Annotated in this window: 16 protein-coding genes and 1 other annotated feature (1 of these 17 only partly in view); of the genes, 9 read left to right on the top strand and 7 right to left on the bottom strand. The window is 42.0% G+C overall.

Going from position 1 to position 23,766, the window contains the following annotated elements; translation table 11 throughout:
- Positions 1-20, bottom strand: a sequence feature (Thr leader region) (it extends 97 nt beyond the left edge of the window).
- A 340-nt stretch (positions 21-360) separates the two neighbouring features.
- Positions 361-834 carry a ribonuclease regulator gene (locus L3V77_RS02430; protein ID WP_275135567.1) on the top strand — a complete coding sequence of 158 codons (474 nt, stop codon included), beginning with the start codon at positions 361-363 and terminating at the stop codon, positions 832-834.
- On the opposite strand, the gene L3V77_RS02425 is transcribed toward L3V77_RS02430, so the two are convergent.
- Positions 831-1,313 carry a putative 4-hydroxy-4-methyl-2-oxoglutarate aldolase gene (locus tag L3V77_RS02425; RefSeq protein WP_195702207.1) on the bottom strand — a complete coding sequence of 161 codons (483 nt, stop codon included), beginning with the start codon at positions 1,311-1,313 and terminating at the stop codon, positions 831-833. The two genes, L3V77_RS02430 and L3V77_RS02425, sit on opposite strands and share 4 nt — an antisense overlap.
- 832 nt (positions 1,314-2,145) lie before the next feature.
- On the opposite strand from L3V77_RS02425, the gene arcA reads away from it, so the two are divergent.
- Positions 2,146-2,862: a two-component system response regulator ArcA gene (gene arcA / locus L3V77_RS02420; protein ID WP_195702206.1), complete on the top strand. Its 717-nt coding sequence runs from the start codon at positions 2,146-2,148 to the stop codon at positions 2,860-2,862.
- 83 nt (positions 2,863-2,945) lie between these two features.
- On the opposite strand, the gene arcB is transcribed toward arcA, so the two are convergent.
- The 3 genes from arcB to L3V77_RS02405 all read right to left on the bottom strand — a co-directional run bounded on the left by arcB (position 2,946) and on the right by L3V77_RS02405 (position 8,111).
- The gene (gene arcB, locus L3V77_RS02415; protein WP_275135565.1) at positions 2,946-5,294 is read right to left on the bottom strand and encodes an aerobic respiration two-component sensor histidine kinase ArcB; all 2,349 of its coding nucleotides are present in this window, start codon (positions 5,292-5,294) and stop codon (positions 2,946-2,948) included.
- An 80-nt stretch (positions 5,295-5,374) separates the two neighbouring features.
- Positions 5,375-7,114 (bottom strand): diguanylate cyclase, encoded by a 1,740-nt coding sequence (locus L3V77_RS02410; protein WP_275135564.1) that lies wholly within the window; start codon positions 7,112-7,114, stop codon positions 5,375-5,377.
- A gap of 40 nt (positions 7,115-7,154) precedes the next feature.
- Positions 7,155-8,111, bottom strand: coding sequence for a TIGR01212 family radical SAM protein (locus L3V77_RS02405; RefSeq protein WP_275135563.1), 957 nt, complete (start codon positions 8,109-8,111; stop codon positions 7,155-7,157).
- A gap of 623 nt (positions 8,112-8,734) precedes the next feature.
- On the opposite strand from L3V77_RS02405, the gene gltB reads away from it, so the two are divergent.
- The 6 genes from gltB (at position 8,735) to L3V77_RS02375 (ending at position 18,321) form a co-directional block, all read left to right on the top strand.
- The gene (gltB, locus tag L3V77_RS02400; RefSeq protein ID WP_275135562.1) at positions 8,735-13,282 is read left to right on the top strand and encodes a glutamate synthase large subunit; all 4,548 of its coding nucleotides are present in this window, start codon (positions 8,735-8,737) and stop codon (positions 13,280-13,282) included.
- The gene (locus L3V77_RS02395; protein WP_275135561.1) at positions 13,282-14,754 is read left to right on the top strand and encodes a glutamate synthase subunit beta; all 1,473 of its coding nucleotides are present in this window, start codon (positions 13,282-13,284) and stop codon (positions 14,752-14,754) included. The genes gltB and L3V77_RS02395 overlap by 1 nt, the downstream gene beginning before the upstream one ends.
- Before the next feature lie 333 nt (positions 14,755-15,087).
- Positions 15,088-15,783 (top strand): 5'-methylthioadenosine/S-adenosylhomocysteine nucleosidase, encoded by a 696-nt coding sequence (mtnN, locus tag L3V77_RS02390; protein WP_275135559.1) that lies wholly within the window; start codon positions 15,088-15,090, stop codon positions 15,781-15,783.
- 5 nt (positions 15,784-15,788) lie between these two features.
- The gene (locus L3V77_RS02385) at positions 15,789-16,742 is read left to right on the top strand and encodes a cobalamin biosynthesis family protein (RefSeq protein ID WP_275135558.1); all 954 of its coding nucleotides are present in this window, start codon (positions 15,789-15,791) and stop codon (positions 16,740-16,742) included.
- Between the two features lies 1 nt (position 16,743).
- Positions 16,744-17,577, top strand: a complete 834-nt coding sequence (gene btuF, locus L3V77_RS02380) for a vitamin B12 ABC transporter substrate-binding protein BtuF (protein ID WP_275135557.1) — start codon at positions 16,744-16,746, stop codon at positions 17,575-17,577.
- Positions 17,578-17,700: 123 nt separating this feature from the next.
- A complete protein-coding gene (locus L3V77_RS02375; protein ID WP_275135556.1) occupies positions 17,701-18,321 on the top strand; it encodes a TRIC cation channel family protein in 621 nt (206 codons plus the stop codon).
- 5 nt (positions 18,322-18,326) lie between these two features.
- On the opposite strand, the gene L3V77_RS02370 is transcribed toward L3V77_RS02375, so the two are convergent.
- A complete protein-coding gene (locus tag L3V77_RS02370; protein ID WP_275135555.1) occupies positions 18,327-18,809 on the bottom strand; it encodes a CinA family protein in 483 nt (160 codons plus the stop codon).
- 312 nt (positions 18,810-19,121) lie between these two features.
- Here L3V77_RS02370 and mutS point away from each other — a divergent pair, with 312 nt between their 5' ends.
- Positions 19,122-21,683: a DNA mismatch repair protein MutS gene (gene mutS / locus L3V77_RS02365; protein ID WP_275135554.1), complete on the top strand. Its 2,562-nt coding sequence runs from the start codon at positions 19,122-19,124 to the stop codon at positions 21,681-21,683.
- Between the two features lie 76 nt (positions 21,684-21,759).
- Here mutS and rpoS read toward each other — a convergent pair whose 3' ends face one another.
- Positions 21,760-22,743 (bottom strand): RNA polymerase sigma factor RpoS, encoded by a 984-nt coding sequence (gene rpoS, locus L3V77_RS02360; protein ID WP_195702194.1) that lies wholly within the window; start codon positions 22,741-22,743, stop codon positions 21,760-21,762.
- Between the two features lie 63 nt (positions 22,744-22,806).
- On the bottom strand, positions 22,807-23,763 hold the full coding sequence (locus L3V77_RS02355; protein WP_275135553.1) for a peptidoglycan DD-metalloendopeptidase family protein: 957 nt from the start codon (positions 23,761-23,763) through the stop codon (positions 22,807-22,809).
- Between the last annotated feature and the right edge of the window lie 3 nt (positions 23,764-23,766).

Here is a 23,766-nt window from a genome sequence, read left to right as displayed (position 1 = left end):
TATGGTCATTATTGTGTGGCGTACTGTATGCATAATTATGTATTTATATTCGTGTTTTGTGTTTGCTTACCCATACATTTACCGATTTTCACTCATAGAGTCAATTTAAAGTTCAATTTTTTTTCGCTCTGCCTCTTATTTTCGACAAAAACCCATTTTTGAGACTCACTTATTAACTGATTGTTTTTCAAATAAATAGCTTGAAATATCAATCTCTAAATAACCAAAACAACTATATAAAGAACAAAATAGAAGGATCCGCTTTTCTGATTTTGTGTTTTAATTAAAGTTACTGACAGTCAAAGTCAGAACAAAAATCGAACAAGCATAATAACAATAACAATCAGCAGGGAGGCGTAAATGAAGACAACACTATTCATATGTGTCGGCCTTTCTGTTTTTTCGGCACACACCTTTGCGGCTACGTTACCAAACCTTCCTACTCAAAGTGAAGGTTCACCTCATAAACTGTTTTTGTCTAGTCAAACTGAATCCAATAATGAATCCGACTCTTGGAAGATAGATAGTGGTTATGCTTATTCTTTGTTTGACTCTGTCGATCTTTATGTAGGGGCACGTTTAGACAACTCTTCCGAGTTGCATAATGAGAATGGTTTTCTAAGTGGGGTCAGTTATACCTTTAACGAAAGACTGTCGCTTAAAAGTACAATTCATACTACAAAAGAGTTTCTTGAAGATGGGACTGAAGAAAGTACAGTGTCCGCCGAAGTCACCAGCCTAATGAAAATATCAGATAATGTAGACTTGCATGCCACTTTCGATTACGAACAGTGGCAGCAAGGTGTTGAAGTGGGTTTAGGTTTCCGCTTTTAGAGTTCGAGCAATTTATTTGACAACAATGTGCCATTCCAATCTGCGTAAACATAATCGCCTGGGTGAACCATCTGACGGTTCATGGTTAGGCATACATTTACCTCACCAGCGCCTTTCTTTTCCGTTTTAAATGGACAAGCTGCCAAGGCTTTAATACCGATGTCGAGTTCCGACATAACAGCAACATCTCGTATTGCACCATTAACAATGACCCCCTCCCAGCCATTTTCAATAGCTAAGATAGCAAGTTGATCACCTAATAGTGCTTTCTTAAGGGAACCATTCCCATCGACAAAAAGAACTTTACCTTTTCCATCTTGTTCCAAAACCTCTCTCACTTTAGAGTTGTCATGGAAGCAGCGTACGGTGACCACTTGACCAAAGAAAGCATAGCGCTGACCAAAGTTTTGTAGTGGTAGGTCAAGCAATGTTACTTGATCCTCGTACTTGTCACATATATCTGGAAGTATATCGTTCATTTTTCCTCCTTGATTTACACAGTCTCTCGAAACACAGATCAACTGTGATTGATTTTAAATTCTGTTCTACTTATTCATTGCTAATGAATATCTGCTATTAATATTTTTGTAAGACGATCTTCTGAGAGAAACCACGTATCATCTCGAGACGTTATTTTTTTAAGCAGGATATGAAATAGAGCTGATCATTTTCCACGAACTATATGGCATTATGGTGAACAGTATTTCGAGCTCTATCATTAATTCTGAGGCATTTTTACAGCACAAATTTCTTCGAACCATGCTCTTTTTAAATCACCATCCAACATTTTGCAATAACTAAAATCACCCAAATCTCTCTTGACAGCCTCATTTACCCTATCAATTTCATCTTTTAACCCTACACAGATGGACGGATTTCATGCGGTATTGATGAAAAACTGAGGCAGATTTAACTCGCTGTTAATAAAGAAATAAACCTCCTTATAAATACTCTACAATTTTGAATTTTTACCCACGCTTGCTTCCTTGACATAAAACTCAATAAATAGAGCAAATGTTATGTTATATCTATTGATGTAAATCAACAAAGTGAAAAGAATTAACAAACTGTTATTGTTGCGATACGTTTAAGATAATAAAATCCATCGCAAATATAGCAAAAATGTAAATAAGCATACTCGATTATATGTTTACCTCTAAAAATAGGTTATTTCCAGGGACTGGCGTACCTAGTTAAAGTGTTTTTTAACGGTTTTTGTTACAAGTTGTCGCAAAGACTTTACCCATATGTTACTTTTTGCTTAGCATTATTTAAAATATACACAAAATCTTTACAATTTAGGTGTCGCCAATGCAAACCCCGCAAATACTCATTGTTGAAGATGAGCAAGTTACTCGTAACACGTTAAAAAGTATTTTTGAAGCTGAGGGATATACTGTATTCGAAGCAAGTGATGGTGAAGAAATGCATCATGTACTTGCTGATAACCAAGTTAATTTGGTTATCATGGATATCAACCTCCCTGGCAAGAATGGACTACTTTTAGCTCGTGAACTTAGAGAGCAAGCAAATGTTGCTCTTATGTTTTTAACTGGTCGTGATAATGAAGTTGATAAGATCTTGGGCTTAGAAATAGGTGCCGATGATTACATCACCAAACCATTCAACCCACGTGAACTTACTATTAGAGCTCGCAACCTCCTGACTCGCTCAATGAACGATAATACCGTCTCTGAAGAGAAAAGAAGTGTTGAAAAGTACGAATTTAATGGCTGGATATTAGATATAAATAGCCGTTCTTTAGTCAGCCCATTGGGTGACGGCTATAAGCTACCTCGTTCAGAGTTTAGAGCACTGCTTCATTTTTGTGAGAATCCAGGAAAAATCCAGACTCGAGCGGATCTTCTCAAGAAGATGACTGGACGCGAACTTAAGCCACATGACCGTACGGTTGATGTCACTATTCGTCGTATCCGTAAGCATTTTGAATCAATCACAGATACACCAGAAATCATCGCTACGATCCACGGTGAAGGGTATCGTTTTTGTGGTGATTTAGAAGAGTAACAAATTCGCTTTCGGCGATAGGCACTATAAATTAGTCGCCTATCACCTTAAGCTTATATTACGGTTATCCTACTCAACGGCTATTACTTATCTTGTCCCGCTAACCATGCTCTCAAGATATCAATGTCATTTTGATATTCATTTTTAATCTCATCCACCCAGTCCGCGATATTCTCCCACCATGCCGGCATTTCTGGTGACTGAGCTTTTTGTGCAACCTTTTGAATATGCATTAATCCGATAGACCCCGCTGCACCCTTTATTTTATGCGCTTCCGATACAATTCCGTCTTGATCTTGCGCCACCATATTAGAGTCTAATATCTCTAAGTAGCCCGGCAACATATCTTCAAACATTTTTATACTATCTAACACTGGCTGCGTACCAACGATATCCACATAAGATTCGAGCATTTCAATATCTAAAAGCGTCGAAGCAACATCTGAGCTTGATATTTTTTCTTGTTCTTTTAGTGGCTCTCCACTCTTTTTAGGTTCATCGGCAATACACCATTTTTCAATGACCCTTTGAATCGCTTTTACAGAGAGAGGCTTACTAAGTGCGTCATCCATTCCTTTTTCGATATAGTCTTTTTTGTCTTTCATTACATTCGCGGTCAATGCGACTAACGGAGGCAACTCTGTAAATTTTTCACGGTAATATTGTGCGACATCAAAACCCGTCATATCTGGCAACTGAATATCCAGCAAAACTAAATCATATTTATCCGGTGAGAACTGTGCGATGGCGTCCTCCCCATCCATCGCGATATCAACAGAGTGACCCAAACTTTCTAGCAAAGATTTAGCAACCGTAATATTCAGTTGAATATCTTCTATCATGAAAATACGAATCGCTCTTTGTTGCTTCGGCTTGTTCTTCACTTCAGTGACAGCTTTAACAACCGGTACGCGGATATTTAGAGTAAAGGTGCTTCCAAACCCTTCTTCACTGCTGACAAGGATATCTCCGCCCATCATTTTGACCAATTGCTTGGAGACAGCCAGCCCAATCCCTGTCCCTACCGCATGTAAATTATCCTTACCCGATTTCACTTGATAATACATCGCAAAGATTTTATCGAGTTCTTTTTCAGGTATACCAATGCCCGTATCTTCTACTTCAAATACAATATCAGCCATGCCATCTTCAACATCAACACCGACACTCATTACCACACCACCTTCTTTGGTAAACTTAGTGGCGTTTCCAATTAAATTCCAAAGCACTTGACGTAGACGGGTCGCATCGGCTTCAATAAAACTAGGGAAGTTGGTCAGTCGCTCCAGATCGAATCGCAAACCTTTTTGCTCGGCCATCAACGCCGAAATACTCTCCATCTCTGAAACAAAATCTTCTAGATTGATTGCTTTTGGCAATAATTCTAGTTTTCGACGATCAAATTTGTCCATATCGATAATATCGTTAAAAATATTACCCAAGGTAATAGCACTGACATTGATAGTCTGCATATGTTGGCGCTGTTCTTCCGAAAGTGAAGTATCCAGCAGCATTCGACTTAAGCCAACAATGCCGTTAAGGGGGGTTCTTAATTCATGACTCACGGTAGAGACAAAGGTGGTTTTATCTCTACTCGCCTTTTCTAAAGCATCTTGATACTTCTTACGCTCTGTGATGTCTCGTCCAAAGCCTACCAACCCTAGGTGACGGCCTTCTTTGTTATAAAATGGTACTTTACGAAGCTCAAAATATACTTTTTTTCCGTCTGGATATTCTAACCACTGTTCATAAGTGATCTCTTCATTATTACGAAAAACCAACTCATCCGTGGTAACGACTTCCTGTGCAATCTCTTTGCTGTAAACATCCCAAGGAGTCAAACCAACTAACTCTTGCTCTGAACGACCCGTTAGTTCTTCAACCGCGCGGTTACACCCAGAAAAAATGCCATCTGCATTTCGGTAATAAATAAGATCTGGTGATGTATCGATAAAAGACCGAAGTAGTGTTGTCCTTTCAGCAAGCTCTAATTGTGTTTTCTCTCTCTGATAAACTTCATTCTCAAGATCATTGATAGCATCTTGTCGAGCTTCTTCCGCTTTTTGTCTCTCTTCTATCTCTTGATTGAGCTTAATTATGTTCTGTTGTAGTTGATTATTCAGTTCTTTGTCTCGTGAGCGCATTTCTTTTAACTTAGAAACCAACTTAGAGAGTCTCTGGCGAGATTCTTCTAACTGATCAACCACAACAGACAAAAAGTACACAGCCCATGGGGTAATAAGAAGACCAAAGAAAACAGAGCGAATAATGTCAATATCATCAACATTCCCTTGCAGGCCTAATGTAATACCAACCTGAACGAAAACCGCAAGAGCAACGAGCGCAAGGGCGAGAAGAATCGAAAACCGAAGAATGCCTAGCTTAACGAGAAGATCAACATAATACTGAGCTAAGCTTTTGATTGGTTTCATTTATTACTCCGAGAATAAGAAGATACGCTATTCTATCCATTAGAAAGCGGCTTGTAAGTACTACCTATCACTTTTTACCACTAATCCTGATGATATCGGGTTTGGTTGCGACCCTGTTTTTTCGCTGAATAAAGAGCTTGATCTGCATAACCCACTAACCTAGTGGGTACATCGTTGCTAGTCGGTGTTACCGATACAACACCAATACTCAATGTAATTCGATCGCTCACTGACGAGAACTCATGCTTAATATTTAGATCTTTAATCACATCATGAATCTTTCTTGCCAGTACTTGTGCACCGTTGTAATTGGTATTCGGAATAACGAAGCCAAACTCTTCACCACCATACCTTGCTACACAATCTGATGAACGTGTCAGGACCTTTTGAAATGATTGCGCTACGAGTCTTAACGTCTCATCACCTTTCTGATGCCCATAGTTATCATTAAAGCCTTTAAAGAAATCGATATCGCACAACATCACTGTGAGTGACATTTTTTGTCTTTTATGGATATTCAAAATCGTATCAAGTTGTTCGTCAAAGCTTCTTCTATTCGCTATCTGCGTTAAGCCATCCAAAAAGCTTAGCCTTTCTAATTCATGATTCATTTCTTCTAGCTGTATTTCCACTAGGCAACTATCGGTCACATCTCGAGTCATAAGCAATACACCATTCGCCCCAGAGTTGGGATCTTTATAAGGCGATTTTACAACGTCAAACCATCTAGGGTGGCCGTTCTCATCAAACGTCTGCTCACGATATCTCAATGGTTTACCGTCTTTGAGTACTTGCTCATCGGTGCGAGAGGCATCTTTATCCATTTTCTGAGGCAAAACCTCTTCAATTCGTTTTCCCACTAGCGTCGTGTAATCAGCAATGCCCTGCATATCAGCAAAGGCTTGGTTACATGCTTCATACACTTTGTTTTCATTGAACAATGCAATACCGTCGGGTGAAGATTCTAACAAGGATTCTAAAATAGTATCTCTTTGTGCCAGAGCTATCTCTGTTCCTTTACGCTTCTCCATTTCATCACGTAGGTCTTGCTGCATCTTAAACCAATCAGTTACATCATGGCTTATACCTAGGGAACCAAGAACCTCACCATCGCTCGATAACAGTGTCGATTGAGAGGTTTCCAGCAAGCAACCTCGACCTTCTGGATCTGTCGTCCAACGCCTCTGTGTACTTCTTCCCTGAAGGATTCCCTCAATATCGACATCGGATTCGTCAACTCTTCCTTTCCAAAACTTATCAAAGGCGTGGTTAGTGTCGACAATATGACCGTCTTTATTCTTAATATAAATTAGCTCAGAAAGTGTATCGAGAGAGGTTCTAGCAATCCTTAAGGACGTTTTTACTTGTTCATTTTCTAAGCCAGAGTTTTGATGCAAAGTTGCATACAACAACCAAGATGAGCGGTTATTGAAGCGGATTTTTCTTCCAGAAAAGTCAATATTGATTGGAGGTCTATCTGAAGTGGTCCACGTCTGTTCAAGGTTTTGAAAGCTCTTGCCACTGATCGGTTTAAATGTCTTTAGAAAAGAGGCCTGTTCTAACCCTGATGGGTATAGGTATTTTTCCCCAATTTTTCTTATGCCTAGTTGTTGCATAGCACTTCGATTAGATAACGAAATGATACCTGACTCTCTATCAATCACCATTATTGCGATTGGCGCATTCTTATAATAAGAGGTAATTTGATTTTGATACTTTCGCCTCTGCATAATGATGATAGAGAATGCTATTACGACCACCAGCACTTCTATTTCTGCAAAGTAATTCCATTTTGCTATCTGATAAAACAGGTTGTCCATTTCGTATCGTGTTCATTTATAAATAATTGTTACGAATATATCAGTTTGTTCTGCTCTGTTCTTTAACTATCGGTATTGAGTACACGAATGGAACATCGATCAAAGAGCCTTGCGCACCATCTTTGTCCAATGCACGTCCGATTTCTGTCATCCCTAACCATCTATTTTCACACCAAAGTGGAGCAAGTAAGGTCGGACGGCGGGCGGCGGCAGAGACTCTGTGATACACCACTTCTGGAGGTGTCATTCGAATGAGTTCACTCGCAATAGCAACATATTCATCCATTTCTGGGGCTTCTAATCGACCCGCTCTCCACGCTTTGGCCATTGTACTGCCCTCGACGATATGCAGTGGGTGAAGTTTTATACCATCGGTGCCCACTTCCAAAACCTTCTCCATCGTGTCTAGATAGTCGATTTTGGTCTCTTTTGGTAAACCGATGATGAGATGCGTACACACTTTTATACCCAATGCCCGAGCTTTTTTTGTGATATCAGCATAGCATTCGAAATCATGCCCTCTATTTATACGTTTCAACGTATCGTTATTTGCTGTTTGTAAACCCAACTCCAGCCAAATCTCGTAACCTTGCTGAACATAATCAGACAGCAAATCTAAAACCGCGTCAGGAACACAATCTGGCCGAGTCCCCACACACAAACCAACCATATCCGCGAGCTTTAACGCTTCTTCATACATGTTTTTGAGGGTTTGAACTTCAGCATAGGTGCTGGTATAAGCTTGAAAGTAAGCGAGATACCTTTTGGCTCTCTTCACCTCACCCGCTCGCTCTGTTAGCTGTTCTAAGATGCTCTGTTTCTGAGTTTTCTCATCAGAAAAAGAAGCCACATTACAATAAGTACAGCCACCTCGCCCTAGCGTTCCATCTCTATTAGGGCAGCTAAAACCGCCATGTAACGTTAGTTTATGGACTTTTTCTCCATATCTATGTTGCAGGTCTTGACCAAGGGTATTGACTAATTCATGTAATTGCATCGATTCGAACTACCTATTTCTTGCTATTGACCTATATGTACTAACGGCCTAAGAACTTGCTTTAATGTGTTATCTCCATATGAACAATAAAAAAAGATTGAGTGCATATGAAAGAAAATTACATCATTGAAAAATAACGCCGCGAAATTATAGGTAGTGGTACGAAGTGATTCACTATCCCATATCAATAAAGCGATACAGATTTTAATAAAAATGCACTATCTTCGCTTGAAATCGACATCTTTGGGGCATTTTTACTGTTTATTATTCATGTGTTTATTAAAAAAACAGAATCAAGCTCAACTTTTTGATGGAATTAAGCTACACAAAATTGTAGGATGGATGGATGTCTGCATTTAGAACCCTAGGGAAAGGGCCCGCATTTTAATGCAGAATAATCTGTGTATATCCAACCCGCCAACATAAACCACCATAAAGTGGCCTGATAATAACGGATAACACTAACGGAGATGTTTTTTTCACAAATAAATTTCCTGTGAAGAACGGAATGGACTCAAGCTCATCACACTTGATGATGCTATGAACTATACAAATAATAAAATGACAGGGTGGAAATGCCTTAGGCATGTTACGCCTGAAATTTAATTGGAAGGATGTATCTTATGGTAGATAGAGAGCAGAAAAAACAAGGTCTTTATACTCCTGAATTGGAGCATGACGCTTGTGGTATTGGTTTTGTTGCTCACTTAAAAAACCGTAAATCGCACGACGTTGTAACCCAGGCGCTAGATATGCTAGCGAGAATGGAACACCGTGGCGGTCAGGGTTGTGATCCATGCAGCGGAGACGGTGCTGGAATCTTGCTACAAAAACCTCATGAATTTTTACTTGAAGAGTCGGTAAAGCTTGGTATTAAGCTACCGTCTTTTGAAAAGTATGGTGTGGGCGTATTACTTTTCCCTAAAGATAAGTACAAACGTCAGCAGTGCCGCGATATTTTAGAGCGTAACGCACGTCGATTAGATCTAGAAATCGTAGGCTATCGAGTTCTCCCTGTAGATAACTCAATGCTTGGTGATGATCCATTAACTACTGAGCCACAATTCGAGCATGTCTTTATTTCTGGTAGCCCAGGAACAACACCTGAAGAACTTGAACGTAAACTGTATGTATTACGTAACTACACCGTTCGTGTATGCCTAGAAAGTGTCTCTAATATTAAAGACGAGTTTTATATCAACTCAATGTCTTATAAGACGCTTGTTTATAAGGGCCAGTTAACTACTGAGCAAGTACCTCAATACTTCTTAGACCTTGGCAATCCAGCCATGGTTACCGCTCTAGCGTTAGTACACTCTCGTTTCTCTACCAATACATTCCCTAGATGGCGTCTAGCGCAGCCTTTCCGTTATATCGCACACAATGGTGAAATTAACACCGTACGCGGTAACTTAAACTGGATGAAGGCCCGTGAAGCGATTCTTGAGTCAGACCTGTTCACTCAAGCTGAAATCGATATGTTGCTTCCTATTTGTCAGGAAGGGATGTCGGACTCATCTAACTTTGATATGGCGCTAGAACTGCTGGTTCTTTCTGGTCGTTCATTGCCACATGCACTCATGATGATGATTCCTGAAGCGTGGCAAGAAAACAAAAACATGGACAAGACCCGCCGCGCATTTTATCAGTATCATGCGAACTTGATGGAACCATGGGATGGTCCAGCTTCTGTCTGTTTCACTGATGGTGTTCAAGTAGGAGCGACACTAGACCGTAACGGTCTTCGCCCTTCTCGCTATACAGTAACCAAAGATAACTTCCTAGTGATGGCATCTGAATCTGGTGTGGTAGAAATTGAACCAAGCAACGTGGAATATCACGGTCGTTTACAACCAGGTCGTATCTTTGTGGCTGACCTTGAACAAGGCCGCATTATTTCTGATGAAGAAGTGAAAGATGGCATCGCTTCATCTCAACCCTATCAGCAGTGGGTTAAAGACAACCTATTAAGCCTGAAGAAGTTGCCTGATGCGGATAACATGCATCACCAACCTTCAGCAGAACGCTTACTTCATAGCCAACAGGCATTTGGTATCACCACTGAAGAAGTAAACGAAATTATTGTTCCTATGGCTAGAGAAGGTAAAGAACCTCTTGGCTCCATGGGCGCGGATTGGCCACTGGCGATACTTTCTCACCAGTCCCAACACTTATCTAACTACTTTAAACAGCTTTTTGCTCAGGTTACCAACCCACCTATCGATCCGATTCGTGAACGTATGGTTATGTCTCTGAATACTTACCTAGGTAAAGATCAGAACCTACTGACTGAAACAGCAGAACATTGTCAAAAAGTTGAGCTTGAGTCGCCTGTTCTTTCTAACTCTGAGTTAGAGAAACTACGAGCGATTGATAACGAGTACCTCCAAGCTAAAACACTTGATATAGTATTCCGTGCCAGTGAAGAAGAAGGCAAGCTAGAGCGCGCTCTTAAACGAATATGTCAGTATGCTGAAGATGCGGTTAACGATGGCTACTCAATTATTCTTCTAACGGACCGTGCAACCAACTCTAATCATGCTGCGATTCCTGCCATGCTTGCTGTTGGTGCCGTTCACCATCACTTAATTCGTAAAGGATTACGTGCTAAATGTGACATCGTTGTTGAAACAGGTGATGCTCGTGAAACTCACCATTTCGCAACACTTATTGGTTATGGTGCCAATGCGGTTAACCCTTACCTAGTAATGGAATCCATTGTTGACCTTCAGAAGAAGAAGAAATTAGACGCAGAAACGCCATCAGAAACGTTGTTTTGCAACTATCGTAATGGTGTCAATGGTGGCTTGCTTAAGATCTTCTCTAAGATGGGCATATCTACACTGCAGTCTTACCATGGCGCACAGATCTTCGAAGCGCTTGGTATCAGCAAATCTGTGGTTGATAAGTACTTCACAGGTACCGTTACTCGTATTCAAGGTTTGACTATCGACGACATTGCGAAAGAAGTATTGGTACGTCATCGTATCGGCTTCCCGACTCGTGAGATTCCAGTGCAGATGCTGGATGTGGGTGGTGTTTATCAATGGAAACAACGTGGTGAAAAACACCTGTTTAATCCAGAAACGATTTCACTGCTTCAAAAGTCTACGCGTAACAAAGACTACGATCAGTTCAAACAGTATACCAATGCTGTAGACGCTCAAGGGGACAACGCAGCAACACTACGTAGTCAACTAGATTTCGTTAACAACCCTTCTGGCTCCATTCCTCTTGAAGAAGTGGAACCAATTGAAAGCATTCTCAAGCGCTTTGCCACTGGTGCAATGAGCTTTGGTTCTATCTCCTACGAGGCGCACTCAACACTTGCTGTTGCGATGAATCGTATTGGAGCGAAATCGAACTCCGGTGAAGGTGGTGAAGACCCTGATCGTTTCGAAAGAAAAGAGAATGGAGATTGGGAACGTTCAGCAATCAAACAAGTTGCCTCTGGTCGCTTTGGTGTTACCTCTTACTACCTCACGAATGCTGATGAAATTCAGATTAAGATGGCGCAGGGAGCGAAACCCGGCGAAGGTGGTCAATTACCAGGCGATAAAGTGGATGACTGGATCGGGGCAACTCGTCACTCGACTCCAGGTGTCGGTTTAATTTCACCGCCACCCCACCACGATATCTACTCAATCGAGGATCTGGCTCAGTTGATCTACGACTTGAAGAATGCGAACCGTGATGGTCGAGTGAACGTGAAACTCGTGTCTGAAGCCGGTGTAGGTACTATCGCTTCTGGTGTTGCAAAAGCCAAAGCCGATGTCGTCCTTATTGCGGGCTTTGATGGCGGTACAGGTGCTTCACCTATTTCGTCTATTCGTCATACTGGTCTTCCTTGGGAACTAGGGTTGGCAGAAACGCACCAAACGTTACTGAAAAATGGTCTACGTAACCGTATTGTTGTTCAGTCAGATGGTCAGATGAAAACACCACGTGACCTTGCAGTAGCAACACTGTTAGGTGCTGAAGAGTGGGGTGTAGCGACGGCAGCACTGGTTGTGGAAGGTTGTATCATGATGCGTAAGTGCCATAAAAACACTTGCCCTGTAGGAATCGCCACACAGAACAAGACCCTACGTGAGCGTTTCGATGGCCGTGTAGATGACGTGGTTACTTTCTTCCAGTACATGGCTGAAGGCCTACGTGAAGTAATGGCAGAACTTGGTTTTCGTACTATTCAAGAAATGGTTGGTCAATCTCACAAACTAAAAGTACGTGATGATATCAAACACTGGAAATATAAGAACCTTGACCTAACACCTGTACTTCATGTTGAAAAAGCGCGTGAAGCAGATGGTGTCTATAACCAAATCAAACAGAACCACCAACTTGACGACGTTATTGACCGTAAGCTGATTAAAATAGCGAAACCTGCATTAGAGAAAGGCGAATCTGTTTCAGCAAGCTTGCCAATAATAAACACCGATCGTAGTACCGGTACTATGCTGTCGAATGAAATTTCGAAAATATACAAAGACCAAGGGCTACCAAAACCGATGGAAGTTAAATTCACCGGTTCTGCAGGTCAATCCTTCGGTGCATTCCTTGCAAAAGGCGTGAAGTTTGAAGTTGAAGGCAATGCGAATGATTACTGGGGTAAAGGCCTATCTGGCGGTACCCTCGTGCTCTACCCGGATTCAAATACTACCATTGTGCCAGAAGAGAATATCGTTGTTGGTAACGTCTGCTTTTACGGCGCGACCTCTGGTGAATCATTCATTAGAGGCCTTGCTGGCGAACGTTTCTGTGTAAGAAACTCAGGTGCGAAAGTAGTTGTAGAAGGTATTGGAGACCACGGTTGTGAATATATGACCGGTGGTATTGCCATTATCCTTGGCTCAACAGGTAGAAACTTTGCAGCAGGCATGAGTGGCGGTACGGCTTATGTTTGGGACAAAGTTGGGGACTTCGATAAGAGACTTAACCCCGAACTTGTCGACCTAGATCCAATTGAACAAGAAGATAGAGATCTTCTTGAAGAGATGTTAACTAAACACATCAAGTTCACTGGAAGTTCGGTAGCAAAAGCTTTCCTTGATGATTTTGACGCAAACTTAGCGCAAATGATCAAAGTAATGCCACGCGATTACAAAGCAGTAATGCAAAAGCGTAAAGCGGATGCTCAAGCAGTAAACACGGAAATGTTGGAGGCAGTATAATGGGTAAGGCTACTGGATTTTTAGAGCATGGTCGTGAACTGCCAAAGAAGACCGACCCTAGTGTTCGTATTCAAAACAATAAAGAGTTCGTTCTAAACGAAGAGTTTGGTGAAAACATTGAAACTCAAGCTTCTCGTTGTATGGACTGTGGCGTGCCGTTTTGTCATAGCGGCTGCCCTATTGGTAATATCATTCCTGAATTTAACGATGCGGTCTATCGTGATAGCTGGGAAGAAGCATGGCACATTCTGAGCAGCACAAACAACTTCCCAGAGTTCACGGGTCGTATTTGCCCTGCTCCTTGTGAGACAGCCTGTGTACTGGGTATTAACCAAGACCCAATCACTATCTGTAACATTGAAAAAACGATTGTAGAGACAGCGTACCGTGAAGGGTATGCTCAACCTAAAAAGCCACGTATTCGCTCTGGTAAAACAGTGGCTATTGTCGGCTCAGGCCCGGCTGGTCTTGCTGCTGCAGAGCAACTGAACAGCGCTGGCCACTGCGTGACTGTCTATGAGCGTGATGAGAAAATAGGTGGTTTATTACGTTTTGGTATCCCTGACTTTAAACTTGGCATGGATGTTATTGATCGTAAAATCAATCTGATGGAGGATGCTGGAATCATTTTTGAAACCCATTCTCATATCGGTGTAGACATTAACGCTCTGCAATTTCGTCAAGACTTTGATGCCGTTATATTAACCGGAGGTTCTACCGTTCCTCGTGATCTTCCGATCCCTGGGCGTGAACTTAAAGGCGTTCATTTTGCGATGGAATTCCTCGGTCAAAATAACCGCCGTGCAAACAACATGAATCTAAAGACTGAAGAGATTCATGCGAAAGACTGCAACGTGATTGTCATTGGTGGGGGCGATACTGGTTCTGACTGTGTGGGCACATCAAACCGTCATGGTGCAACAAGTATTACTCAAGTTGAAATCATGCCAATGCCACCAGAGAAGCGTCCTGTAAACATGCCATGGCCTGAGTATCCAATGATTCTTCGTACATCGTCTTCCCATGAAGAAGGTTGTGAACGTCACTGGAACATTCTAACCAAAGAGTTCATCGGTGACGAATCAGGCCAAGTAACGGGTTTACGTTTAGCGGATATAGAGTGGCAAGACGCGAAACCAGGCGAACGTCCAAACTTTAAAGAAGTTGAAGGTAGTGAACGCGTTGTTCCTTGTGATAAAGCTTTCTTGGCAATGGGTTTCCTTCACCCGGAACCAACCGGTGTTCTCGCCCAACTTGACATCAAATTGGATGATCGCGGTAACGTCGCGACAGAAGACTTTGCTACCAACCAAAAAGGTATCTTTGCTGCAGGTGATATGCGTACAGGTCAATCATTAGTGGTTCGTTGTATCAACGAAGGCCGTGAATGTGCTCGCGCAGTAGATGCTTACTTGATGGGGGGGACTAATTTGGAGGCCAAAGCAGATTCATTGATGCTTTCAAATGCTTAATCTTTTTATATAACAAAGGTTTCCTTCCAAACTTTGTTTTGGCCAGCTATTTTAGCTGGCCTTTTTTGTTCTTGAATCTTAAACATCAAATGCCCAAAATATCTTCGATTCCGCGAACCACTCAAAACGTCCATGTACGCTTTGACATAGACCTCTTTGTACACTTAATAATGAAGCTCCCAACCTATTGATGTCTGGTTTATGGTATCCACATCGCCGAACCGTTAATTTTCCAGATAGGCATAGTTTCACGCTTAAATTCTAGATTCCCAGTCCAAATCTATATGCTACAATCTCACCTTAGTTATCTATTTAAATCTCTAAGAGAAAATCATGAAAATCGGCATTATTGGTGCGATGGAACAAGAAGTTTCCATCTTAAAAGACGCATTGTCTAACTGTGTAGAAGAGAAAAAAGGAAGCAGTACTTTTTTTTCTGGCCAAATAGAAGAGGTTGATGTTGTTTTGCTTCAATCGGGTATTGGTAAAGTTGCCGCTTCCATTGGAACCGCCATTCTTTTAGACCAATATTGTCCAGATATTGTCATTAATACTGGCTCTGCTGGAGGCTTTGACTCGAGCCTAAACCTAGGTGATGTTGTTGTATCTACAGAGGTACGTCATCATGATGTAGACGTTACCGCATTTGGTTATGAAATGGGGCAAATGGCAGCACAACCCGCCGCATTTACTGCCGATGATAATCTCATCAGCATCGCTGAAAAAGCGATTGCGATGAAAGATGGGCAACACTCTGTTCGAGGTCTTATTTGTACTGGCGATGTTTTTGTCTGTACCGATGAGAAAGCACAATATATCCACAACTACTTTCCGTCAGTTATCGCCGTCGAAATGGAAGCGGCAGCCATTGCTCAGACCTGTCATCAATTTAATATCCCATTCGTCGTTGTACGCGCGATATCTGATGTTGCGGATAAAGAGTCTCCAATGAGCTTTGATGAGTTTCTGCCACTGGCAGCAAAAAATTCATCTGAGATGGTAATCAACATGGTTAAATTGTTGAAATAGTCAATATGCAAACAGCATTCGACCAGATAGTAAGCAATGGCGCTCTATTGGTTTTGTGGGGGGGATTGCTCTTCCACTTAATCTTACCTATTCCTATGTCCGCGCATCCTGCAACATTATGGCGCGCCTTTGCCAGAATATTGGCAGAAAAGGTCAATACAAATAAAAGCCATTCCCAAAGTATTCTTTCAGGCTCTTTAGCGTGGATGTTGATGATCTTGCCCGCATTTGCCGTTTTGGTTGCACTAAAACCATTGGTTTGGCAACCTCAGTTATTCGATCTTGCTCTTTTATTGCTTGCTATTGATTGGCGAAATAGTGAAAAACTAGGCCATGCTCTGGCGGATGCGCTTGCGAAAGAAGATAAAAAGCTTGCCCGAAGCCTTCTTCTGCCGATTCTAAATAGAGAAACAAAGTCTTTATCACCTTTAGGTATTGGCAAAGCGGGTGCTGAAACCTTGATTCTGGGTTATGGTCGAAACGTTGTATCCGTGCTTTTTTGGTTTGGCTTAACCGGCGGGATTGGCGCGCTCATGTTTAGGTTGATATCCGAATTAGCCAGAGCATGGTCTCCTAGTCGCAGTGAGTTTCTCCCTTTTGGCCTTACTTCTATTCGAATGTTGGCACTGTTTGAGTTTATACCACTGCGCATGTTCAGTATCATGATCATCATTGGAAAGAATGCAATGCAGGTTTTTGCTCAAGTATTAACGCAGAGCAAAACATGGCCAACGACCGGACCCGCTTGGCTTCTTTCTTCGGTTGGCAATAAATTAGAGCTTTCCTTAGGTGGGCCCGCTATTTACGGTAACAATAAAACTATCCGACCAAAAATAGGTGGCAGAGTTGCACCAGGGGCGTTGCATCTTGGCCAAATCCAAAAACTACTCGCATGGCGACTTTTTGTCTGGATAGCACTGCAAAGCATAATTATGTTTTTGTTTTATCAAGGGATTTAGCTTGCGTCTTACTCTGTTCGTTTTATTATTTTCAGTCTCCTCATCTGTTTATTGCATAGAGCGCGTAATCTCGCTTGCGCCATCTTCTACTGAGTTAATCTACGCGGCAGGATTAGGTGATAAACTGGTTGCCGTGAGCAAATACAGTAACTATCCAGAAGAGGCACAGTCACTAGAAATAGTGGCCAGTTTTGACAGTGTTAACATTGAAAGGATTGTCGCTCTCAACCCTGATCTTATTGTTGCCTGGCGATCTGGAGGTTCAGTTAAATCTCTCAACCAACTTAGAGAGCTTGGCTTTTCCATCTACTATTCTGATACTACTTATTTGTCTGAAATAGCCGACAGAATTGACGAATTAAGTCAATATGCGGACTCTGCAAAGATTGGTCACGACAATGCGCAAGCCTATCGAACGGAGTTAAAAAGGTTACAAAATCATTACTCCAACAACGCTCCAGTTTCCTATTTTTATCAATTAAGTAGTAAACCCATATACACCATTGCGAAAAACCACTGGCCTAGCGAAGTTTTTTCACTGTGTGGTGGCGTGAATATTTTTGAGCAATCCCCCATACCCTACCCACAAGTAGGTTTAGAACAAGTTATCTTGAAGGCACCAGAAGTGATGTTTACGTCACCTCACACGATACAAAACACGGAAATTTGGCAACCATGGCAAGAGCAAATACCCGCGGTTAAACATCAGTTTATCTGGTCGCTTAATGCCGATTGGTTAAACCGGCCTACTCCTCGTTCATTAAAAGCCGTCGCACAAGCCTGTGAATTTTTTGACATCGCCAGAAAGGAATACAATCCGGAGGCACTTAGATAAAATATACGCGTAATGTATCCATCATTAATGTAATCCGACGGATTAGGATAAATACTTCGTCATCACACTAGAAATTGGAGTAAAATCGAGCCAATTTTTACCCTAACTAGTTTTTAGTCACCTATGGATTCTACCCTACTTTACTTTATTGATATATTTGGTACCGCTGTTTTTGCTATTTCAGGCGTACTGCTCGCTGGACGGTTAAAGATGGACCCATTTGGTGTCATTGTGCTTGGTAGCGTTACGGCTATTGGGGGCGGTTCTATCAGAGACATGGCGTTGGGTGCAACGCCTGTGTTTTGGATTACAGACATCGCCTACATCTGGATAATTATCATCACCTGCTTGTTAACCATGATAATTATCCGTAGACCGAAGCGTTTACCTTGGTTTGTATTGCCAGTTTGTGATGCCATCGGGCTTGGGGCATTCGTCGGTATCGGTGTAGAAAAGTCACTCTTGTTTCAAGATTCGTACTTGATTGCGGTGATTATGGGAGTTATTACGGGATGTGGTGGTGGCATTATTCGTGACGTACTCGCACGAGAGGTGCCAATGGTTCTAAGAAGTGAAGTGTATGCCACCGCTTGCATTATCGGGGGCAGCATCCACGTTGGAGCTCTCTATTTCGACTACAGCAATAGAACGGCATTTATCGCGGGAGCTCTCGCCACATTGATCATTCGATTGGGGGCGATTAAGTGGCACCTTTCACTACCCACTTTCGCTCTTCATCGGTAATGGACTTAACTTAATAACTCTACTAACTTCGCAAGGGCGTGATAACACGCCTGTTCGCGGACACTTTCTCTACTACCACTGAAACAAACCATCTCTTGCTCTTCAAACTGGTTGCCTATTTTCCAACCAAACCATACAGTCCCTACTGGTTTATCCTCCGTTCCTCCAGTCGGACCCGCAATCCCACTCACCGATATTGATATCGTTGCTTGTGAATGTCTTAACGCACCAGAGGCCATCTCTTCTACCGTTTCCTGACTTACTGCACCATAGATATTGAGTGTTTTAGGATTGACATCAATCATGTCCATTTTTGCTTCATTGCTATAGGTAACAAACGCTCTATCAAACCAAGCGGAACTCCCTGAAACATCTGTGATGGCAGACGCGATTCCTCCACCGGTACAAGATTCTGCCGTAACCAAAACATGATTATTATCTGCTAATAAAACACCTACTTTTTTGCTTAATTCGCTTAGTGATAGCATCGGTCAAAAACCCTCTGATTGACTCTGTTTTTATTGTTTATTTACATATCCTAACGCTCTAAAAATCATTGTCAAAGAACTCGTTTTTATTTGCTAATTATTTTCAACCGCAGACAATCCGAAAAATGAATGGTTATGCAATGCCCTTATATCTAACGAAAAGAATGACATTGAGGAATGTCACTTATATTAAATTAACGTTATCTGGATGAAGGACGATCCAAAATTCCTCTAAATCATCTTGCCTGTAATGTCGATTCAAGTATCCTTAACGTCACAAAAATTAGTTCACTAGCGATCACTAAGGTCACCATGACAAAAGCGACTCACACACACACGCCAATGATGCAACAATACCTAAGACTCAAGGCAGAAAATCCTGAGATTTTACTATTTTATCGCATGGGCGATTTCTACGAGCTTTTCTACGATGATGCTAAAAAAGCGTCCCAGCTTTTAGATATTTCGCTCACAAAACGTGGGGCGTCTGCTGGTGAACCGATTCCGATGGCTGGCGTTCCTTTTCATGCCGTTGAAGGCTATCTCGCCAAGCTAGTTCAGTTGGGTGAATCTATTGCTATATGTGAGCAGATTGGCGACCCCGCTACCAGTAAAGGCCCAGTAGAACGACAAGTTGTTCGCATCATAACGCCCGGAACAGTGACTGATGAAGCCTTACTTTCAGAACGTTCTGATAACCTAGTTGCGGCTATTTATCACCAGAAAGGCAAATTTGGTTATGCCACATTGGATATTACCTCTGGCCGCTTTCAGTTATCTCAGCCCGAGACTGAAGAGGCTATGCTTGCAGAGCTACAGCGAACCACACCAAAAGAACTCCTTTTTCCTGAAGACTTTGAACCTATCGATGTTATTTCAAGCATTAAAGGGAGCCGTCGCCGTCCGGTTTGGGAGTTTGAACTAGACACCGCTAAACAACAGCTCAATCAACAGTTTGGTACGCGTGATTTAATTGGTTTTGGCGTAGAGCACGCGAGCTTAGGCCTATGTGCCGCGGGATGCCTAATACAATATGTAAAGGATACTCAAAAAACTGCACTGCCACATATTCGCTCGCTCACCTTTGACAGCCAAGATAATTCTGTAATCCTCGATGCAGCCACTCGCCGCAACTTAGAAATAACGCAAAACCTATCTGGTGGATACGACAATACACTCGGATCTGTAATCGATCATAGCTCTACCGCAATGGGAAGTCGAATGCTTCAACGTTGGCTCCATCAGCCTATGCGTTGTAAAGAGACCTTAAATCAGCGTTTATCGGCAATATCAGAAATAAAAGATCAAGGTGCATTTGTCGAACTCAAGCCAGTTCTTAAGCAGATTGGTGATATTGAGCGAATCATTGCTCGTTTAGCCATTCGTACCGCTAGACCTAGAGATCTAGCCCGCCTGCGTCATGCTATGCAACAACTTCCTGAACTTGAAAGCTATTTGCAAACCTTATCAAATCCATACGTGGCTAAACTGGCTCAATATGCCGCGCCAATGGACGACACCTGTCATCTATTAGAAATCGCAGTGAAAGAAAACCCGCCTGTTGTTATCAGAGATGGTGGCGTTATCGCCCCAGGATACAGTGAAGAACTCGATGAATGGCGCGCACTCGCTGACGGCGCGACAGAATATTTAGAAAAGCTAGAATTAGAGGAGAGAGAAACACACGGTATAGAATCGCTAAAGGTGGGATTCAACAATGTACATGGCTTTTATATTCAAGTAAGCCGTGGCCAGAGCCATCTGGTTCCCGCACATTATTTGCGTCGACAAACACTAAAACACGCTGAACGCTATATCATTCCAGAACTGAAAGAACATGAAGATAAGGTGCTAAGCTCTAAATCTAAAGCACTGGCGATAGAGAAACAGCTTTGGGAGCAACTTTTTGACCTATTGCTTCCTCATTTAGAACAGATGCAAAATTTAGCGTCTGCGATTTCACAATTAGATGTTCTGCAAAATTTAGCAGAAAGAGCCGATAGCTTAGGTTATTGCCGTCCAAAATTGACTGATTCCGCTGGAATACAGATAAAAAATGGACGACACCCGGTTGTTGAACAGGTGATGAATGACCCATTTATTGCGAACCCTATCGACCTGAATCCAAATCGAAAAATGTTGATTATTACGGGTCCAAATATGGGGGGTAAGTCAACCTATATGCGCCAAACTGCGCTTATTGTATTGCTCGCCCATATTGGTTCCTATGTACCAGCAGAAGAGGCAGTCATTGGCTCGATTGACAGAATTTTCACTCGAATTGGTGCCTCAGATGATCTCGCGTCTGGTCGTTCAACCTTTATGGTTGAAATGACTGAAACCGCCAATATTCTACACAACGCAACCCCACACAGCTTAGTGTTAATGGACGAAATAGGTAGAGGAACCAGCACCTATGATGGGTTGTCTTTGGCCTGGGCCAGTGCAGAATGGTTAGCTAATCAAATTGGGTCAATGACGCTGTTTGCTACCCACTATTTTGAGCTTACAGAATTGCCAAATTTAGTCGACCACTTAGCCAATGTACATCTAGATGCCGTCGAGCATGGCGACAGCATCGCCTTTATGCATGCAGTGCAAGAAGGCGCCGCAAGCAAATCCTACGGTTTAGCAGTGGCTGGATTAGCAGGCGTACCTAAGACCGTAATCAGAAACGCACGGGCAAAATTAAATCAACTGGAAAAACTTGCCGATCAACCACGTGGAAACAAAAATGAAGTCGATATTGCTAATCAACTCAGCTTAATACCTGAACCAAGTGAAGTAGAAGAAGCGTTATCGAATATTGACCCGGATGACCTAACGCCAAGGCAGGCTTTAGATGAGTTGTATCGTTTGAAAAAGCTGCTTTAAAAGCATTGAAAAAAGGCGCTGCTAGGTTAGTAGATTAATTAACCAAGCAAACGCCTTTCAATTTAACGAAGTAGAATTACATCTGATCGACATCAAATAGAGATTCCATATTCAATCCCTGCTTGAGTAAGATTTCACGTAGCCGGCGTAAACCTTCCACCTGTATCTGACGTACACGTTCACGTGTTAAGCTAATTTCACGGCCGACTTCTTCAAGTGTTGACGGTTCGTAACCAAGTAATCCAAACCGTCTCGCGAGTACTTCTTTCTGCTTAGGATTTAATTCATCTAACCAGTCGATAAGCGAATTTTTAATATCATCATCTTGAGTTGATACTTCAGGATCTGAATGGTTGGTATCTGGAATAATATCGAGTAGTACTTTTTCGCCATCGCCACCAATCGGTGTATCTACCGAGCTTACTCGCTCGTTTAGACGTAACATCTTACTGACATCACTCACAGGCTTATCTAGTTTTTCAGCAATTTCTTCTGCTGTAGGCTCGTGATCCAACTTTTGTGAAAGTTCACGCGCGGTTCTTAGATAGATATTTAACTCTTTAACAACGTGGATGGGTAAACGGATGGTGCGTGTCTGGTTCATCAATGCACGTTCTATTGTTTGACGAATCCACCACGTGGCGTATGTAGAGAATCTAAACCCACGTTCTGGATCAAACTTCTCAACTGCACGGATAAGGCCTAGGTTACCTTCTTCAATGAGATCAAGTAACGCGAGTCCTCGGTTACTGTAACGACGTGATATTTTAACCACAAGACGCAGGTTGCTTTCAATCATACGCTTGCGTGCTGCTTCGTCGCCACGTAAAGCTCTTCGAGCGTACAACACTTCTTCTTCTGCCGTTAATAGTGGAGAGAAACCAATTTCTCCAAGATAAAGCTGTGTTGCATCTAGGCTTTTAGCGGTGACTTCTAACTCTTCTTTGGCTACCTTTTTAGATTTAACTTCTTGTACAAGACGACCCGAACCCAGCTCTTCCAGAGCTTTCTCGTTTGTCTCGAACTCTTCGACTTTTGTTGCTGCATTGCTGATACCCATAGTGCCTCCCCTTGGCGAGCTAGCAAGACATTCTTTTTATAAATGTCGTTGAAGTAATTTTTCTTAAGGCAAGTACCTCTGTGGATTAACAGACTTACCTTGATAACGAATTTCAAAATGCAGTTTTACGTTATTGCTACCGGAACTTCCCATGGTCGCTATTTTTTGTCCTGCTTTTACATTTTGTCCTTCACTTACTAGCAAACGGTCGTTGTGGGCGTATGCACTTAGATAGTTATCATTATGTTTCACAATAATTAAGTTACCGTATCCTCGAAGTGCATTCCCAGAGTAAACTATTTTACCGCCTGCCGTAGAAATGATGGATTGACCTCGCTGCCCTGCTATGTCAATGCCTTTATTTCCCTGGTCTCCGGAAGAAAACTTCTTAATAACCCTACCTTTAGTAGGCCAAATCCATTTAGAAATCTTGTTATTCTTTGGCTTTGGATTACTGACGGTTTTGTTAACATTTTGTTTACTCTTAGAGCCAACATACTCTTTTGATTTACTCTGATCAACATTCTTTTTAGTGGGGTTTTTGGTTGAACTTGAATTATTTGAAGCTGCTTTTTTAGTATTAGTTGTCGATTTATTAGCAGATTGAGTACTTGATTTCGCTCCAGAAACAGAGGCAATTGATGTGCCTTGAGTTGCATTAGCGCCCACGCCTACTGATGCAACAGTGACTGCGGATGATCCTTTACTCGCTTCCCCATATGACGGTGCACTATAAGTAGGGCTCCATAATTTTAATTTTTGGCCGGGGCGGATCGTATAAGGTGCAGAAAGTCTATTGTAACGAACTAGATCATTTACATTCTTATCTGTGACGTATGCGATAAAATAAAGGGTATCTCCCTTTTGTACTTGATAAAAACTTCCTCTGTAACTGCCTCTTTCTATCGTACTGTAGTCTTTATTGATGCTTGAAACCGGCGCAGGAGAAGTTGCCGTGCACCCTATAAGTACGCAGCTCAAAATGCTTATACAAAATTTCAGTTTCAATTTACTTTTCATGCT

Origin of the sequence: Vibrio sp. DW001 (assembly GCF_029016285.1) — a bacterium.
GTDB lineage: Bacteria > Pseudomonadota > Gammaproteobacteria > Enterobacterales > Vibrionaceae > Vibrio.
This window is presented reverse-complemented; position numbering and strand designations above follow the sequence as displayed.